The 16887-nt window shown below is 39.2% G+C and carries 15 protein-coding genes; 14 read left to right on the top strand and 1 reads right to left on the bottom strand.

Annotated features, from left to right (window positions below; translation table 11 throughout):
- Positions 1-25: 25 nt before the first annotated feature.
- The 13 genes from PVV68_RS01770 to truB all read left to right on the top strand — a co-directional run bounded on the left by PVV68_RS01770 (position 26) and on the right by truB (position 14120).
- Positions 26-1135: a PhoH family protein gene (locus PVV68_RS01770; protein WP_273720061.1), complete on the top strand. Its 1110-nt coding sequence runs from the start codon at positions 26-28 to the stop codon at positions 1133-1135.
- A gap of 12 nt (positions 1136-1147) precedes the next feature.
- Positions 1148-1624: an rRNA maturation RNase YbeY gene (gene ybeY / locus PVV68_RS01765; protein ID WP_273720060.1), complete on the top strand. Its 477-nt coding sequence runs from the start codon at positions 1148-1150 to the stop codon at positions 1622-1624.
- Between the two features lie 100 nt (positions 1625-1724).
- Positions 1725-2744 (top strand): hemolysin family protein, encoded by a 1020-nt coding sequence (locus tag PVV68_RS01760; protein WP_273782593.1) that lies wholly within the window; start codon positions 1725-1727, stop codon positions 2742-2744.
- A complete protein-coding gene (lnt, locus tag PVV68_RS01755; RefSeq protein WP_273720058.1) occupies positions 2707-4341 on the top strand; it encodes an apolipoprotein N-acyltransferase in 1635 nt (544 codons plus the stop codon). The genes PVV68_RS01760 and lnt overlap by 38 nt, the downstream gene beginning before the upstream one ends.
- Positions 4342-4489: 148 nt before the next feature.
- Complete coding sequence (locus PVV68_RS01750) at positions 4490-4903, top strand: helix-turn-helix domain-containing protein (protein ID WP_273720056.1); 414 nt, start codon at positions 4490-4492, stop codon at positions 4901-4903.
- A gap of 130 nt (positions 4904-5033) precedes the next feature.
- Positions 5034-6302: a methionine adenosyltransferase gene (gene metK, locus PVV68_RS01745; protein ID WP_273720055.1), complete on the top strand. Its 1269-nt coding sequence runs from the start codon at positions 5034-5036 to the stop codon at positions 6300-6302.
- Complete coding sequence (locus tag PVV68_RS01740; protein WP_273720054.1) at positions 6299-7000, top strand: tRNA (guanine(46)-N(7))-methyltransferase TrmB; 702 nt, start codon at positions 6299-6301, stop codon at positions 6998-7000. Before metK ends, PVV68_RS01740 begins: the two co-directional genes overlap by 4 nt.
- Before the next feature lie 152 nt (positions 7001-7152).
- Entirely contained in the window at positions 7153-7779 is a 627-nt protein-coding gene (rimP, locus tag PVV68_RS01735; protein WP_273720053.1) for a ribosome maturation factor RimP, read from the top strand.
- A 47-nt stretch (positions 7780-7826) separates the two neighbouring features.
- Complete coding sequence (nusA, locus tag PVV68_RS01730; protein ID WP_273720052.1) at positions 7827-9440, top strand: transcription termination factor NusA; 1614 nt, start codon at positions 7827-7829, stop codon at positions 9438-9440.
- Positions 9441-9458: 18 nt separating this feature from the next.
- Positions 9459-10094, top strand: a complete 636-nt coding sequence (locus tag PVV68_RS01725; protein ID WP_273720050.1) for an RNA-binding protein — start codon at positions 9459-9461, stop codon at positions 10092-10094.
- Positions 10091-12619 carry a translation initiation factor IF-2 gene (infB, locus tag PVV68_RS01720; protein ID WP_273720048.1) on the top strand — a complete coding sequence of 843 codons (2529 nt, stop codon included), beginning with the start codon at positions 10091-10093 and terminating at the stop codon, positions 12617-12619. Before PVV68_RS01725 ends, infB begins: the two co-directional genes overlap by 4 nt.
- Before the next feature lie 130 nt (positions 12620-12749).
- Complete coding sequence (gene rbfA / locus PVV68_RS01715; protein WP_273720046.1) at positions 12750-13157, top strand: 30S ribosome-binding factor RbfA; 408 nt, start codon at positions 12750-12752, stop codon at positions 13155-13157.
- A gap of 3 nt (positions 13158-13160) precedes the next feature.
- Entirely contained in the window at positions 13161-14120 is a 960-nt protein-coding gene (truB, locus tag PVV68_RS01710; RefSeq protein WP_273720044.1) for a tRNA pseudouridine(55) synthase TruB, read from the top strand.
- 471 nt (positions 14121-14591) lie between these two features.
- Here the strand turns inward: truB and PVV68_RS01705 are convergent, their stop codons facing one another.
- Positions 14592-16220 (bottom strand): MFS transporter, encoded by a 1629-nt coding sequence (locus PVV68_RS01705; RefSeq protein ID WP_273720042.1) that lies wholly within the window; start codon positions 16218-16220, stop codon positions 14592-14594.
- A gap of 319 nt (positions 16221-16539) precedes the next feature.
- Between PVV68_RS01705 and rpsO the strand changes: the two genes are divergently transcribed.
- Positions 16540-16809: a 30S ribosomal protein S15 gene (gene rpsO, locus PVV68_RS01700; protein WP_208440251.1), complete on the top strand. Its 270-nt coding sequence runs from the start codon at positions 16540-16542 to the stop codon at positions 16807-16809.
- Positions 16810-16887 lie beyond the last annotated feature (78 nt).

The following is a 16887-nucleotide window of genomic DNA, read 5'->3' as shown; positions in this document are numbered from 1 at the left end:
ATTTATATAAATATGGGAGAATAGGTTGAAAACTTCAACCGAAAAAATAAAGCGCGTTAAAGAAAAAATAAATGCTTACCCTGAAAACACGCATATCTTAGGAAAAGCAAACCTATCAGATGTTAATCATGTTGTTCTCATTTTTGAAAACAATAAATATGCGAAAACGGTTTTTGGTAAATTCGACGAAAATCTTGCTTATATTGAAAAAAAACTCGGACTTAGCATTCATCCGCGCGGTAATGAAGTTTTCATCCGTGGAAATATTATTGCTATAAAACAGGCACAATACGTATTACAGCAGCTTTATGAACGCGCAAAAACACATCAAGAGCTCACTTTATCAGATACAGAAGGAGCGATTGCTATGGCAAATTTGCTACAAGAACAGCAAGAAGCCCCAATAACAATCCAACATGGGAAAAAATATAGCCCAGCACGACTTAGTACCCATAAAAAAATAATCCATGCTAGGACCCCTACACAAGATGCTTATATACGTGCAATGGACCGTAATGAACTTGTTTTTGGTGTAGGCCCTGCTGGAACAGGCAAAACATATCTTGCTGTTGCACATGCTGCAATGCTTCTAGAGTGTGGTATCATTGAACGTATTATCCTCTCACGTCCTGCCGTTGAAGCTGGAGAGCATCTTGGCTTTCTGCCTGGTGATCTGAAAGAAAAAGTTGATCCTTATTTACGTCCCCTTTATGACGCACTTTATGATATGATTCCTGCTGAAAAAGTAGAGCGCATTTTAGCCTCCGGTGTCATAGAAATTGCGCCTCTTGCTTTCATGCGTGGGCGAACACTTTCTCATGCCGCTGTTATTCTTGATGAAGCACAAAATACTACACCTATGCAAATGAAAATGTTTCTCACCCGTCTTGGCGAGGGAACACGTATGATTATCACTGGTGATGTAAGCCAAATTGATTTACCTCGCGGACAAAAATCAGGTTTAAGCGAAGCGATACGTATTCTCTCACAGGTAGAAAATATTGCCATCATTCGATTTGATGAAAAAGATGTTGTACGCCATCCCCTTGTTGCCGCTATCGTCCGTGCTTATGATCAAGATTCTGCTGTACAAATTGAAAAAATGCCATCTTCAAGCTCTTCCTCAAAAAAGTGAGTTTCATTTGTTATGATTACTATCGATATAATTGTTGAAAGCTCTGGATGGGATGATGAGCAAATACTTTATAATATCACTGAAAAAGCATTAAAAACGACAATGCATCATCTTTCGTTAGAAGATGTTGTAAGCGAAGTCAGCCTGCTTTTTACGAATGACCAACATATGGCACAGATCAATGCACAATGGCGTGGTAAAAACAAACCCACCAATGTCTTGTCCTTTCCTGCTTTTCCAATTAAAATTGGACAGATTCCAGGACTTATGCTCGGTGATATTATTATTGCACAAGAAACTGTTCTACTAGAAGCACAGAGAGAAGGAAAATTGTTTCAAGACCATTTGACACATATGATTGTTCATGGTGTTCTTCACCTCCTTGGCTATGATCATGAAACAGATGATGAAGCTCACCGCATGGAAAAACTTGAAAGAGAAATTCTTCAAAAGCTTTCCATACAAGACCCCTATATTGAATTGTTTTAGAAATGATAAAATTTAACTTTTTAAATTCATATCATCATCATACAATTTAAAGTTTCTTATGCCTCTATTATAAAAAAGAAAGTTTGAAGATTTCAAAATCATGGCAAACAAAATAAATGCACCCAATAATCATCACACACCTTCTGTTATTAAAGAACATTCCTCTCAACAGGCGAATCATACGGAAAAACATTCCCTGTTAAATCATTTATTTTCGTTTTTTCGTGGTCGCAATGCTACATCACTGCGCGATGACCTTACCGTTGCACTCACAACCGATAATGAAAAAGACACAGCCCTCTTCTCTCCTGAAGAGCGTACTATGCTGCATAATATCTTACATTTGCGTGAAGCACGTGTTGATGATGTGATGATTCCACGTTCCGAAATCAAAGCATTGGAAATAAACACTCCACTTGAGGAAGCTCTCAAATGTTTTGCAAAAATTGGTCATTCTCGCATACCTGTTTATGCTGAAACCTTAGATGATCCACGAGGAATGATCCATATCCGCGATATCCTTAATTATATGACTCGTTTTATTATCAACTCGACCCAAACTGAACAAAAATCCGATTTTCTTCAGTTAAATCATACGCATTTGCACACCCCCATCGGTGAATTGGGTTTGATTCGAACCGTGCTCTTTGTTCCTAGTTCCATGCTAGCAAGCAAATTATTAACACGTATGCAAACCACACGAACACAAATGGCTTTGGTTATTGATGAACATGGAGGTACAGATGGTCTTGTTTCAATGGAAGATATTGTCGAATTAGTTGTTGGTGATATCGAAGATGAACATGATAATGTCAACAATGCTATCGTGCGTGAACATAATAATAAATGGCTTGTTGACGCAAGAACCGAATTAAAGGAAGTGGAAAAAGCTCTTGGTCCCGATTTTATTGTGGGAGAATATGGTGATGAAGTTGATACCATTGGTGGTTTGATTGTTTCTATTCTTGATCGCATTCCTGCAAAAGGTGAAGTTATTGAAGCCGTGCCTGGTTATCGATTTCGTATTTTAGAGGCTGATAAACGCAGGATTAAGCGATTGCGCATTTGTCGTACTCCAGAAAATGAGAATTTTAAAAACAATGTCATCCCTAAAGAATAGCCAAATTTTTTTAAACAATTTTACACTCTTCTTGTTTTCTGTTACCAGCTGGAAGCGACAAATGTGGGTGTTCCTCTGTGGTGCTTTGACTTCTTTTGCACTTCCACCCTTTTATTTGACACCCCTTTGCTTTTTAACTTTCCCCATCTTTATTATTTTACTTGATTCAATACGCGCTATCCAAAATAATAAAAAACGTTTTCTTACCTACGCTCTCAGCTGTGGAGTCTTTGGCTTTAGTTATTTTATTTGCAGCCTTTGGTGGTTGTGCAATGCTTTATTCACAGATCCCGTTTCTTTTGGTTGGGCAGTGCCCTTTGCTATTTTAGGTCCTCCTCTCTACCTTTCTCTTTATTGGTTTTTTGCAGGCTTCATTGTCGGTTTATTATGGACAAAAGGCATAGCACGCTTCTTTGTTCTGGCCTTCGCGCTAGGATTAGCAGAATGGTTGCGTGCATTTTTATTCACAGGATTCCCTTGGAATGCTCTTGGCTATACAGCTATGCCAACCCCGATGTTCATGCAATCCGATGCAATTGTTGGACTTTACAGCATGAATATTCTTGCCGTCTTAGTTTACAGTTTACCGGCTGTTTTATTAACAGATGAAAAAAAGAAAGCTGCACTTTCTCTCTGCTTATCACTTATATTGGTCCACAGTGGTTTTGGATTTTACCGCCTCAATACCATACCAAATACAGCAGATAATCAAAAAAGTGGTTATTGGGTGCGTATTGTTCAACCTTCTATTCAGCAAGATATAAAATTGAGTAATATAACACGAGAAGCTATATTTGCAGCCCATATGCGCTTGAGTGCAACACCAATATCAGGACATAATAGAGAACCTGACTTTATCGTATGGCCTGAAGCGTCTATTCCTTATCTTCTCTATGATAACTCTACAACCACAATGCGTATCGCTTCTCTGCTAAAACCTAAACAATGGGCGATTATTGGTGCCATACGTGCTAGTAATGATTCTTTTAATACACAAATGCAATATTTTAATACAATTGCCGTTATTAATCATAAAGGGAATGTTTTAAAGACTTCTGATAAACTGCATCTAGTTCCTTTTGGTGAATATCTCCCTTATCAAAATTTATTGGAAAAAATTGGATTGCATACCCTTGCTGATAATATTGGTGGATATAGCGCTGCAAGTGCGCGTGAAATTGTCACGTTGCCAAACGGTTTTTCTTATCTTCCACTGATTTGTTATGAAGTCATATTCCCCCATGAAATGACTTTTAAAGGCTCCTCTCCTCAAGCAATCATTAATGTCACAAATGATGCATGGTTTGGTGTAACACCTGGACCTTATCAACATCTTCAACAAGCACAGCTTCGTGCTATTGAACTGGGAATACCTCTCATACGCGCAGCCAATAATGGAATATCAGCTGTTATTGATTCTTATGGACGAATCATTGTAGCTCTCCAACAGAATGCTATTGGCATTATTGATTCACCAATTCCATCACCCATTACGCCCATAGGAAGCAGTGAATATAGAATATTCTCTACTTTCATCTTATTTATTCTTATGCTATTGTGTCGTATCGGTTTTGGTTCTACAAAATACCTTAAATGATTCAAATGCCCATATCCGGTGTTACATTAGGTGTACCGGTAATGTTGGGAAAAAGTGTTACATATTATCTTAATTATATGATAAATCAGCTTCATAGCAAGATGGTGTTGGTTTAGAAGAAAAGTGCTGGAAATTAAAGAGTTGCATTATGACCGAGACTAGAAAAAAACCCGATCCTATAGACATCTATGTTGGAACCCGTATTCGTTTACGTCGTAATATTTTAGGACTTACGCAAGAAAAACTAGGTGAGAAATTAGGCGTTACTTTCCAGCAAATCCAAAAATATGAAAAAGGTACGAACCGTATCGGTGCAAGTCGCCTTCAAGCAATTGCAGAAATTATGGATGTTCCTGTTTCCTACTTTTTTGATAAAGGCATGAATACGCAACATGTAGAAGGCTTTGCTGAAAGCGATAACGATTTTATGGATTTTTGCTCTAGCAATGAAGGAATCCAGCTAATGCGTGCTTTTACGAATATATCTGATGCTAAGGTGCGCCGAAAAATTATTGATTTGGCAAAAGCATTGTCTGAAGAAGATATGGCAAACAAATCATAAAGTAAAGATTCCGTCTTTTCTCTCCAGCTTATAAATTGGGCATTGACCATTTGTCTTGGGATTGGCAAATAGGGGCAGTTTTAATAGACAATTTCATAAACTGTTGGTTTTCTTTTTTGAAGGAGTTCCTATGCCGCATCAAGATTATCTTTTTACGAGTGAGTCGGTATCGGAAGGACATCCTGATAAGATTTGCGACCGTATTTCCGATGAAATCGTTGATATGGTCTATAGAGAAGCGCAAAAAACTGGTACAGATCCATGGTTGGTACGAGTCGCTTGTGAAACTTTGGTTAGTGTGAACCGCGTTGTTATCGCGGGCGAGGTGCGTGTTCCTGATACACTGTTAAAAAGAGATAAAAATAGAGAATTTATCTACGATGAGAATGGCTGTCCGTTCATTGATCCCACACGTTTTCGTGCAGCGGCACGTCGTGCTATCCGTGCAATTGGTTATGAACAAGTAGGTTTTCACTGGAAGACTGTTAAAATTGATGTTCTTTTACGTCCCCAATCAATGGATATTGCACGTGGTGTTGATAATGCTACGGATCGGCATGGTGAAGAAGGAGCAGGTGATCAGGGCATCATGTTCGGATATGCTTGCCGTGAAACACCAGATCTCATGCCAGCTCCCATTTATTATGCACATAAAATTCTTAAACTTCTTGCTGCAGCTCGCCATAAAGGGGAAGGAGAAACTGGAAAATTAGGACCAGATGCTAAAAGTCAAATAACAATACGGTATAAAAATGGAAAACCAATAGAGGTAACGTCCATCGTTCTTTCAACACAACATTTAGATGAAAGTTGGGATTCGGATAAAGTTCGTACAGTGGTTGAGCCTTATATTCGTCAGGCTTTACATGATATTCCCATTTCGACTCAATGTCGTTGGTATATCAATCCAACAGGGAAATTTGTTATTGGTGGTCCTCAAAGTGATGCTGGACTGACGGGGCGCAAAATTATTGTTGATACTTATGGAGGGGCAGCACCTCATGGTGGAGGCGCTTTTTCAGGAAAGGATACGACAAAAGTTGATCGTTCTGCTGCTTATGCCGCACGTTATCTTGCTAAGAATATTGTTGCAGCTGATTTAGCAGAACGATGCACTATCCAACTCTCTTATGCGATTGGCATTGCGCAGCCCCTATCCATTTATCTTAATCTCCATGGAACAGGAAAAGTCGATGAAAAAATTCTTGAAGCAACCATTCGCAAAATAATGGATCTTTCACCAACAGGCATTCGAAAACATCTTGATCTCAATAAACCTATTTATACAAAAACAGCTGCCTATGGTCATTTTGGACGTACACCAAAAGATGATGGTTCGTTTTCATGGGAAAAAACTGATTTGATTAAACCACTTCAAACGATGATTAAAATACCATGATTGATCATAATACACGTGCACGTGAAGCCTTTTTTGGTCGCCGACAAGGGAAACGGCTGCGAAACAGTCAACTTGCGCGTATAAAAATGCTTCTCCCAACTCTTCATATTGATTTAAATACCCCTTCCCCCTTAGACTTAACAACTTTGTTTCCCAATAAAGTAAAAGAAGTTCGGCTTGAAATTGGTTTTGGTGGAGGTGAACATTTGCTTCATGAAATGGAACATTGTCCGCAAACTGGTTTTATTGGTATCGAACCCTTTGTCAATGGTATAGCAAAAATATTGCTATCTCTTGAACAACATAAACAGCATCAAAATCAACTTCGCCTCTACGACGATGATGCCACACATCTCCTTGATTGGCTCCCCAATGCATCACTTGATGGAATAGACCTCCTCTATCCTGATCCATGGCCTAAAAAGAAACATTGGAAACGACGTTTCATCAACATAAAAAATCTTAATCGTTTTGCTCGCGTTCTTAAAACAGGGAAAAAGTTCCGCTTTGCTAGCGATATAGACAGTTATGTAAATTGGACCCTTTACCATTTTGCACAACATAATCACTTTGAGTGGGAAGCAGAAAAACCTAAAGATTGGAAAACCCCTTATCCGCTCTGGATAAGTACTCGCTATGAAGCAAAAGCTTTACGCGAAGGACGGATACCTACTTATCTTACCTTTATCAAAAAATAAATGCTCAAATGCTTTTCTTATAAACAACTTGAAAAATTTTGAATTTAAGAGTATCAATAAGTAAATTCTTGGTCTTATGATGAGGAGTGGGCCGTTGGACCCGCTCTTTTTTAATGTCGTAAAACTTAAGAAAAATGACTTGGATGAAATGTATGAACGAAACTGAAAAAATAAGCAGTCTTGATGAACCACGTCTGTTTGAAGAAGATGGCATTGAAGCACGTGTTGGGGCTCTTATCATACCATTGCTTAAACCTCTAGGTTTTCGTTTGGTTCGTGTGAAGCTTCTTGGTTTAAATGGTTTAACACTTCAGATTATGGTAGAACGCGCTGATGGCTCTATGACCGTGGAAGATTGTGAAACTGTTAGCCGAACTGTTTCACCCCTTCTTGATGTGCAAAATATTATTGAGCGCAAATATCATTTAGAAATTTCGTCTCCAGGAATTGACCGTCCACTGGTAAGAAAATCTGACTTTCTGCATTGGCAGGGACATATTGCAAAAATTGAAACTAACAAAACAATTGATGGGCGCCGAAAATTTCGTGGAACACTGACCAATATCACGGAAGATGGATTTACTTTAAACACCGATAAAGTCGCTTATGGAGAAGCACTATATATCTCTATTGCCTTTTGTGATATTACAAATGCACATCTGGTATTAACAGATGAACTTATTCGCGACGCCTTGAAAAAAAATAAAGATTTAAATCAACAAGTTATTCCCGAAGATAATTCTAACATCTCAAAACAGACATCAAATTATAAAAGTTAATATCACTGGGAAATGCCTATCGTGTGGCACAAAGAAGGAGAAAATTGATGGCTACAAGCGCTAACAGGCTTGAAATTCTGCAAATTGCAGATGCTGTTGCACGTGAAAAGTCAATTGACCGTGAAATTGTTATTTCTGCGATGGCTGATGCTATTCAGAAAGCGGCACGTTCTCGTTATGGTCAAGAAACCAATATCCGTGCTGAAATCAATTCCAAAACAGGTGAAATTAAATTACAACGCCTGCTAAAAATTGTTGATGTCGTTGAAGATTATACAAATGAAATCACCTTGTCCGATGCACTTAAACGCCAAACGGATGCAAAGGTTGGTGATTTTTTTGCGGATCTTTTGCCTCCTATGGATTTTGGTCGTATCGCTGCGCAATCTGCTAAACAGGTTATTGTACAAAAGGTCCGTGATGCAGAGCGTGACCAACAATATGAAGAATTTAAAAATAAAATTGGTGAAATTATTTCTGGTACAGTAAAGCGTGTAGAATATGGCAATGTTATCGTTGATCTCGGGCGTGGTGAAGCTATTGTGCGCCGTGATGAATTAATTCCACGTGAATCCTTTCGCTATGGGGATCGTATTCGTGCTTTTGTTAATGATGTGCACCGTGAATCACGTGGTCCGCAAATTTTTCTTTCACGCACACACCCGCAATTTATGGTGAAGTTGTTTACCATGGAGGTACCAGAAATCTACGATGGTATTATAGAAATTAAATCGGTTGCTCGTGATCCTGGTTCACGTGCTAAAATTGCTGTTGTCTCACGGGATGGCTCCATTGATCCTGTTGGAGCTTGTGTGGGAATGCGAGGAAGCCGAGTACAGGCTGTGGTTGCAGAACTACAAGGTGAAAAGATTGATATTATTCCTTGGTCCCCTGATGCCGCGACATTTATTGTTAATGCACTACAACCTGCTGAAGTTTCCAAAGTTGTGCTTGATGAAGATGCCGAACGCATTGAAGTCATTGTGCCTGATGACCAACTGAGCCTTGCAATTGGACGACGTGGACAAAATGTTCGTTTGGCTTCGCAATTAACGGGATGGAATATTGATATTTTAACCGAAAAAGAAGAGTCTGAAAATCGTCAAAAAGAATTTACTGAACGCAGTAAACTGTTTATGGAATCCTTAGATGTTGATGAAATGATCGGACAGGTTATGGCATCAGAAGGCTTTTCTTCTATTGAGGAAATCGCCTATATCGATCTTGAAGAAATTGCTTCCATTGATGGTTTTGATCATGAAACTGCTGCTGAAATTCAAAGCCGTGCGCGTGAATATCTTGAACATAAAGAAAAAGAACTTGATGAAAAGCGTAAAGAACTTGGTGTTTCTGATGAATTGCGAACACTGCCCGGAATGACGAGTGCTATGTTGGTTGCTGTTGGCGAAGACGGTGTGAAAACAATAGAAGATTTTGCTGGATATGCAGTCGATGATTTGGCTGGTTGGAGAGAACGTAAAGAGGGACAAACACAAAGTTTTTCTGGTATCCTGACACCATTTGATATTACACGTGCTGATGCAGAAACTATGGTTTTAGCAGCACGTGTGCAAGCAGGCTGGATAAATGAAGCTGATCTTGTTAAAGAAATTCCTGCAGAAAGTGAAAATTCTGCAAAAGATGAAAAAAGAGACAATTAGAGCGTGGATGAATTTTAAATGAATGAACGGACCTGCATTGTAACCAGAAGAAGCGCTTCAGCAAAGACGCTGATCCGTTTTGTTATTGGTCCCAATAATCAAATCGTCCCTGATCTTAAAGCCAATTTGCCAGGGCGAGGTGTTTGGGTTTGTGCTCGTCATTCTACCATTGAAGCAGCAATTAAACAGAAAGCTTTTCATAGAAGTTTTAAAACAGATGTTGAGGTTGCGCCAAATCTTGCGCATATTGTTGATAGACTTTTGCTAAAAACCGCTCTTGCAAGTCTTTCTTTAGCGCGTAAAGCAGGTGCCATTGTCATGGGAGCAACAAAAGTTGATGCTGCTATCCGCTCTGGTCAAGTTATTCTCGTACTTCATGCCCAAGAAACGACAGAAGATGGAAAACGAAAAATTGCACAAGCCGTCTATACAATACAGCAAAAAATAAATCGGAATATAAAAACTATATCTTTATTTACAAGTGATGAAATGCGAGTAGCGTTCGGTGCTAATCCTGTTATGCATGCAGCCTTATTAGACACTAAAGCTGCTGAAGGATTTCTCACAACAATACATAAACTGCTCGCCTATCGTGATGAAAAGCACAGCAAGCCTGGTGAAATAACGGCACAAGCCGTGAAGGAAGTACAATGAGTGAAAATAATAACGACAAAATAACAGGCAAAAGGACATTAACCTTAAAGCGGTCCGTCCTAGAAACAAGTACGGTCAAACAAAATTTTAGCCATGGTCGTACCAAGGCTGTGGTTGTTGAAACTAAACGGCGTAAAATTACGCGACCTGATGAAAAAGCTGAAATACAACAGCCTATTACAAAACCACATGTAGCTCCTCAACGCTCTAAGCCACGATTTGAAGAAGCAAAGCCGAGTAAACCTGTTGCTAAAAATAATCTCTCATCCGCTGAAATGGAAGCAAGGCTTCGTGCGTTAGAAGAAGCACATATTCAAGAAAAAATAACGCGTGAACGGGCTGAAGAAGAAGCAAGACGTGCAAAAGAGCATGAAGAAAGTTTGCAGCAATCAATTCAAAAAGAAATAGAAATCCATCAAGAGAACAAAAGTCCAACGGTACAAACACCTGATCTTAGTCCTGCTCATGTCCCTATAGAACCTATAGATATCCCTACCACGCCTAAAAATACAACTGTCATTGAAAAACGCAAAACAGATGAAAATAAAGAGGACGATCGACATAGTAGCCGGCGTGCTAACCTTGCGAAATCAGAAGTACGTGCGCCAAAAGTTGTAAAAGGCGCTGATGAGCGCCGCCGTGGAAAACTCACCCTCAATAGTGCTTTGGACGAAGAAGGTAACGCACGTGGGCGCTCAATGGCTGCAATGCGCCGCAGGCAGGAGAAATTTAAACGTGCACAAAACCAAGAACCAAGAGAAAAAATCTCTCGTGAAGTTGTTCTTCCTGAAACTATTACAATTCAAGAACTCGCACAGCGTATGACTGAACGTTCCGTTGATGTGATTAAATTTCTGATGAAACAGGGACAAATGATGAAACCTGGCGATATTATTGATGCTGATGTTGCTGAACTCATCGCTGTTGAATTCGGTCACACTGTTAAACGTGTTTTAGAATCTGACGTAGAAGAAGGTATCTTTAATATCGCTGATAACCCTCAAAAAATGCAAACTCGTCCTCCCGTTGTAACAATTATGGGCCATGTCGACCATGGAAAAACTTCTCTGCTTGATGCTATTCGAAAAGCGAATGTTGTTTCTGGTGAAGCCGGTGGTATTACGCAGCATATTGGTGCTTATCAAGTGGAGCAAAACGGTCAAAAAATTACCTTTATTGATACACCTGGACATGCTGCTTTCACAGCTATGCGTGCGCGTGGTGCTCGTGTTACCGATATTGCCGTTCTGGTTGTTGCTGCTGATGACAGTGTCATGCCGCAAACGATTGAATCAATTAATCATGCCAAAGCAGCTGGTGTACCAATCATTGTTGCTATCAATAAAATTGATAAACCCGCTGCTAATGCACAAAAAGTGCGTACAGAACTTCTACAACATGAAGTATTTGTTGAAACTATGGGCGGAGAGACTTTGGAAGTGGAAGTTTCTGCTAAAACTGGACAGAATCTTGATAAACTTCTCGAAGCTATTCTTCTTCAAGCTGAGATTCTTGATCTGAAAGCAGATCCCCAACGAACAGCGGAAGGCGTTGTCATTGAAGCAAAACTGGATCGAGGACGTGGATCTGTTGCTACAGTTCTTGTTCAGAAAGGTACATTACATCCTTCTGATATTATTGTTGCCGGCAATGAGTGGGGGCGCGTACGCGCTTTGATTGATGATCATGGTCGTCATGTCAAAGAAGCTGTTCCTTCTACACCCATTGAAATTTTAGGTATGCAAGGAACGCCACAAGCTGGTGATCGTTTTGCAGTTGTCAGTCATGAAGCAAAAGCACGTGAAATTGCTGAATACCGTCAGCGATTAGCGCGTGATAAAGCTGTCGCCAGACAAACGGGTTCTCGTGGTTCCCTTGAACAAATGATGACAAAATTACAAACCGTCGGTATTAAAGAGTTCCCTCTGATTATTAAAGGAGACGTGCAAGGATCAATTGAAGCAATTGCTTCAGCATTAGAAAAGTTAGGGAACGAAGAAGTGCGCGCGCGCATTGTACATTCTGGTGCTGGAGGTATCACTGAAAGTGATATTTCTCTTGCTGAAGCTTCTAACTCCGCTGTAATTGGCTTTAATGTTCGCGCCAATAAACAAGCGCGTGACTGTGCAAAAACACAAGGAATTGAAATTCGCTATTATAATATCATCTATGATCTTGTTGATGATATAAAAGCTGCCATGTCAGGGTTGCTTTCACCAGAACAGCGTGAAACTTTCCTTGGTAACGCCGAAATTTTAGAAGTCTTTAACATTACAAAAATCGGAAAAGTTGCAGGTTGTCGTGTCACAGAAGGCAAAATAGAACGAGGCGCTGGTGTTCGCCTTATCCGCGATAATATTGTCATTCATGAAGGAAAACTTAAAACACTCAAACGTTTCAAAGATGAAGTCAATGAAGTACAAAGTGGACAAGAATGTGGAATAGCATTCGAAAATTATGAAGATATACGTGCAGGAGACATCATTGAAACCTTCCGTATTGAACATATTAATCGCACATTATAGAATAATCCAATAACTTTGCTTTATCGTGAAATGGAAAAAATTGTTAGGTTTGTGTATAGCACCTCGGTCCTTTCTTAATTTTTTTTAAGATGGTCAAAAGAAGAGATGTTGTAATAAGGGTAAAACTTTAATGAAAAATGCAGGGCCATCACAACGGCAACTTAGAGTAGGTGAACAAGTGCGCCACGCAGTAGCACATATACTACAGCGCGGAATTTTACTTGAGGACCTCCTAAAAAATATGGTTATTTCTGTCTCTGAAGTACGCATGTCAGCAGATTTAAAAATTGCTACCTGCTTTATTTCTCCTCTTAGTACTCTTAAAAATGCATCGCATGTTGATGTTGTCGATATTCTCAATACACATAGCCGTTTTATCCGTAGAGAAATCAGTCATGCATTACGACAAATGAAATATATGCCTGAACTGCGTTTTCGACTTGATAGTAGTTTTGATAATTTTTCAAAAATTGATGCTCTTCTTCGCTCACCTGAGGTGGCACGTGATCTCCACCATAATGATGAAGTTGAGGATTAAAATATGGCGCCGCAACGCAAAAAAAGAGGCCGTTCTGTTTCTGGTTGGGTCATATTTGATAAACCAAAAGGAATGAGATCAACAGAAGCTGTCTCACAAATAAAATCGCTCTTTCATGCGCAAAAAGCGGGACATGCGGGTACACTTGATCCTCTTGCTTCTGGGCTCTTGCCAATTGCATTGGGCGAAGCAACCAAAACTGTTCCCTACGTGATGCAAGGTACAAAAACCTACCGTTTTCAAATTGCTTGGGGTGAAGAGAGGTCAACAGACGATCTAGAAGGTGAAATCACAAAAACATCTCTCAAACGTCCAACACAAGAAGAAATACGTGCTCTTCTCCCTCAATATACAGGTGTTATTTTGCAAACACCTCCGCAATTTTCGGCAATTAAAATTTCTGGTAATCGTGCCTATGATTTGGCCCGTGAAGGTGAGATTGTTGAAATTCCACCCCGCCAAGTGGAAATAGAAACTTTTAAATTAATAGAAACTCCTACCAGCGAGCGTGCTATCTTTGAAATAACCTGCGGAAAAGGGACCTATGTGCGTTCCTTAGCACGTGATATGGGGCGTGATCTTGGTTGTTATGGGCATATTGCTGATTTAAGACGTATCGCAGTGGCACCGTTTTGTGAAAACGATCTCATCACATGGAACACGCTAAAAGCAGTAGGGCTAGATAAAAGTGTGACAAATGAAAATGATACTCCTCTCAAAAGAGATTTTTCAACACTTGATGCACTTTTAATTGAAACAGGTGCTGCAGTGGATTGTCTCTCTCATTACATTCTTAATGAAACCCAAGCACAGCGAGTCATGAAGGGTGCTCCAGTGCCTCTCTATAATCACAATGTATCTCTTGATGAAGATGAGCTCTGTGTGTTTTACAAAGGACAACTTCTTGCTATAGGCACTCTTGAAAAAATTCTGTTCAAACCAAAACGAATTTTTACAATCTAATTCATTCTTTTTCACAACAAACTCTTGGAAAAAGATATTTTTTATATCTATCAATAAAGAGAAGAGAGCTCTTTTCATTGTCTTATACTTAGCCTTTTACAATAATTTGTATTGGATGCCTAAAATCTGCGATGCGTTCAAAAGTCCGATCCTTGCTTGCGCAATAAAGGACAAAAAAACACCTTGTTTTTTCAATTGTCTTCTTTAATCATTACTAGATATACGAGTATACTATACTGTGTTAAAAGATTTTTGTGAAATAGAAAAACAGGTTTGAGCTTAAAATAAATTACAATACCCACGAATTCTAACTGTTTTTTTAATTAACTCTGTCCTCAACCTACCAACAGCATAAACTGTTTATCTAACCTTTAAAATTGCTACTGATTTTTTCATAATAACAACTTATCCATAAAATGGTATTGCACATATTGAATATTTTATAAGAAAATTCTTTTTGCCTTTTTACTATCAAGGTAATTGATCAGCAGAAGACTTTAAAATCATCTCATTGGCTTGTGGTATGGTTTGGCGTTCAATCATGCGGTGGACTCTTATACCGTTAGGCGCACGATTTAAATGACGCAGGAGTTTATTCACCTCTGCGTCCGCTTTTATACGACGGTGATTATGGCGTAAATAATCTACCCATGTTGGCATATGATAGGCTTCTGTCCAATATTCAGGTCTTTCAAGATCACGTAAGAGAACCCATTGGCGAGCGCCATCACGTAAACGAATATGACGACGACGTGTCATGACTTTGAGAAACTCTTCGAGATCATTTTCATGAATTTGATAATCGATCATTATCATGATCGGACCACTCCTTGCTTTTAGGTCAAGTAAAAGCTCCGGTTCTCTGAAATGATCAAGTGGATCCAAATCTATCTGAGGAATTTCCTGAATTCTAAACTTTACTCCCGCAAGGGCACCAAAAACCAAGAAGAAAGAACAAATACTCAAAGCAATTGTTGGAGAATAACCATCAGCCAAAGCTCCCCAAATTGCACTTCCAACAGCCATCCCTCCATAAGATGCCGTTTGATAAAGTGCTAAAGCACGTGCGACAACCCAGCGTGGTGTAGAAAGCTGTACAGATGTATTAAATAATGATAACGCCAAAACCCAAGATAAGCCTGCAGGAAATAAGGCAATATGGCTTATAATCAATGAACGACTTATCGCTAAAATAAAGCAAGAAAAGGCAAAACCAATAAATGCGCTGGCAATAATTGTCTCTAAACGAAAATAATTTCGTACAAATGAATTAATAATACCTGCTGTCATAGCCCCTAAGCCAAAACAACCAAGCAATGTACCATAAAGAAGTGCACTCCCTCCAAGAATTTTATGCACAACGATTGGCAAGAGTGCCAAAATCGAGATTGCTCCAAGACCAAAAAGAAATGCCCTGACCATAATACTGAGAAGATTAGGTGACATAGCAACATAACGTAAACCATCTGAGACAGCACCTAAAAATCTTTCCCGTGGCAAGATGTTGTTTTCGTAATTTGGTTTCCAGAAAAACAAAGCACCAATTAAAGGAATGTAACTTATCGCGTTGAATAAAAAAGCAGCGGCGGCCCCTAACATTGCAATGATAGCACCACCAATAGCAGGACCTACACTACGCATCAAATTAAAGCCAACACTGTTCAAACTCACAGCAGCAGGAATATTTGCCCTACTCACAATATCTCCTATTGTCGCTTGCCAAGAAGGATTATAAAAGGCTGTTCCACAGCCAATCAAAAACGTGGAGCATAATAAAAGTGAAGGTGTTAGAAAGCCCATATAGGATAAAATAGCCAAACTCATTGATACAACCATCATCATAATTTGCGCACACAACATAATTTGACGACGATTAAAATTGTCAGCTAATGCCCCTGCCATCAGAGAAAACATCACAAGTGGTAATGTTGTAGCACTTTGAACAAGCCCGACCATAGAATGCGAAGAACTAATCAATGCCATTAACCACCCTGCTCCTACAGCCTGTATAAGCCCTCCTAAATTAGAAATGAGAGTGGACGACCACAAATTTCGAAATACCGAATTACGAAAAAGTTCGAATGTTGAAATGCTCTGCATCTTTTGCCTCCAAATCGGTATTTATCGCTTTTGTTATCATACATATACTCTGCAAAGCAGTTATCTTTGTATCAAAAGGATGCATAATTCTTTTAAAACTTCTCATACAACCCTGTTAAAATTACTATTTTAAAACAAAACCCTTGATTTAAGGGAGCGTTTCAATGCTTTTAAGGGCTAGCATTTTAACCTCTTTTCCTATATAAGTGTCAAGATGAGTAAGAGTCTTGAACTCTTCTTATTTCTTCATAGACCCTTGCTGAACGACATCTCGGCTGTGGGTGGCTTTTGTTTCTTTGTTTTTTGAAAGGATAATACGATGTCGATTACAACTGAACGTAAACAAGCTCTTATCGCAGAATATGCAAATAAGGTTGGTGATACAGGATCTCCAGAAGTGCAGGTTGCTGTACTTTCTGAACGTATCTCCAATTTAACGAACCATTTTAAATCACACAAAAAGGATAACCATTCTCGCCGTGGTCTTTTAAAGATGGTATCTCAACGCCGTCGCCTTCTTGATTACCTTAAAGGAGTTGACCAAAATCGTTATCAGACACTTATCAAGAAATTAGGTTTGCGTCGCTAGAAGAGAAATGGGTGGATAGTATCTCGATAAAATTTACCCATTTTTTTAGCTTGCTGCTTTTAGTTTAAACTGATGAGT

This window comes from Bartonella sp. ML69XJBT (genome assembly GCF_028618515.1).
GTDB lineage: Bacteria > Pseudomonadota > Alphaproteobacteria > Rhizobiales > Rhizobiaceae > Bartonella.
This window is presented reverse-complemented; position numbering and strand designations above follow the sequence as displayed.

What these genes read in the sequence shown, in the direction of transcription:
- ybeY (WP_273720060.1), top strand. Translation starts at nt 1,148, where the DNA reads ATGATTACTATCGATATAATTGTTGAAAGCTCTGGATGGGATGATGAG.
- PVV68_RS01760 (WP_273782593.1), top strand. Translation starts at nt 1,725, where the DNA reads ATGGCAAACAAAATAAATGCACCCAATAATCATCACACACCTTCTGTT.
- lnt (WP_273720058.1), top strand. Translation starts at nt 2,707, where the DNA reads ATGAGAATTTTAAAAACAATGTCATCCCTAAAGAATAGCCAAATTTTT.
- PVV68_RS01750 (WP_273720056.1), top strand. Translation starts at nt 4,490, where the DNA reads ATGACCGAGACTAGAAAAAAACCCGATCCTATAGACATCTATGTTGGA.
- metK (WP_273720055.1), top strand. Translation starts at nt 5,034, where the DNA reads ATGCCGCATCAAGATTATCTTTTTACGAGTGAGTCGGTATCGGAAGGA.
- PVV68_RS01740 (WP_273720054.1), top strand. Translation starts at nt 6,299, where the DNA reads ATGATTGATCATAATACACGTGCACGTGAAGCCTTTTTTGGTCGCCGA.
- rimP (WP_273720053.1), top strand. Translation starts at nt 7,153, where the DNA reads ATGAACGAAACTGAAAAAATAAGCAGTCTTGATGAACCACGTCTGTTT.
- nusA (WP_273720052.1), top strand. Translation starts at nt 7,827, where the DNA reads ATGGCTACAAGCGCTAACAGGCTTGAAATTCTGCAAATTGCAGATGCT.
- PVV68_RS01725 (WP_273720050.1), top strand. Translation starts at nt 9,459, where the DNA reads ATGAATGAACGGACCTGCATTGTAACCAGAAGAAGCGCTTCAGCAAAG.
- infB (WP_273720048.1), top strand. Translation starts at nt 10,091, where the DNA reads ATGAGTGAAAATAATAACGACAAAATAACAGGCAAAAGGACATTAACC.
- rbfA (WP_273720046.1), top strand. Translation starts at nt 12,750, where the DNA reads ATGAAAAATGCAGGGCCATCACAACGGCAACTTAGAGTAGGTGAACAA.
- truB (WP_273720044.1), top strand. Translation starts at nt 13,161, where the DNA reads ATGGCGCCGCAACGCAAAAAAAGAGGCCGTTCTGTTTCTGGTTGGGTC.
- PVV68_RS01705 (WP_273720042.1), bottom strand. Translation starts at nt 16,220, where the DNA reads ATGCAGAGCATTTCAACATTCGAACTTTTTCGTAATTCGGTATTTCGA.
- rpsO (WP_208440251.1), top strand. Translation starts at nt 16,540, where the DNA reads ATGTCGATTACAACTGAACGTAAACAAGCTCTTATCGCAGAATATGCA.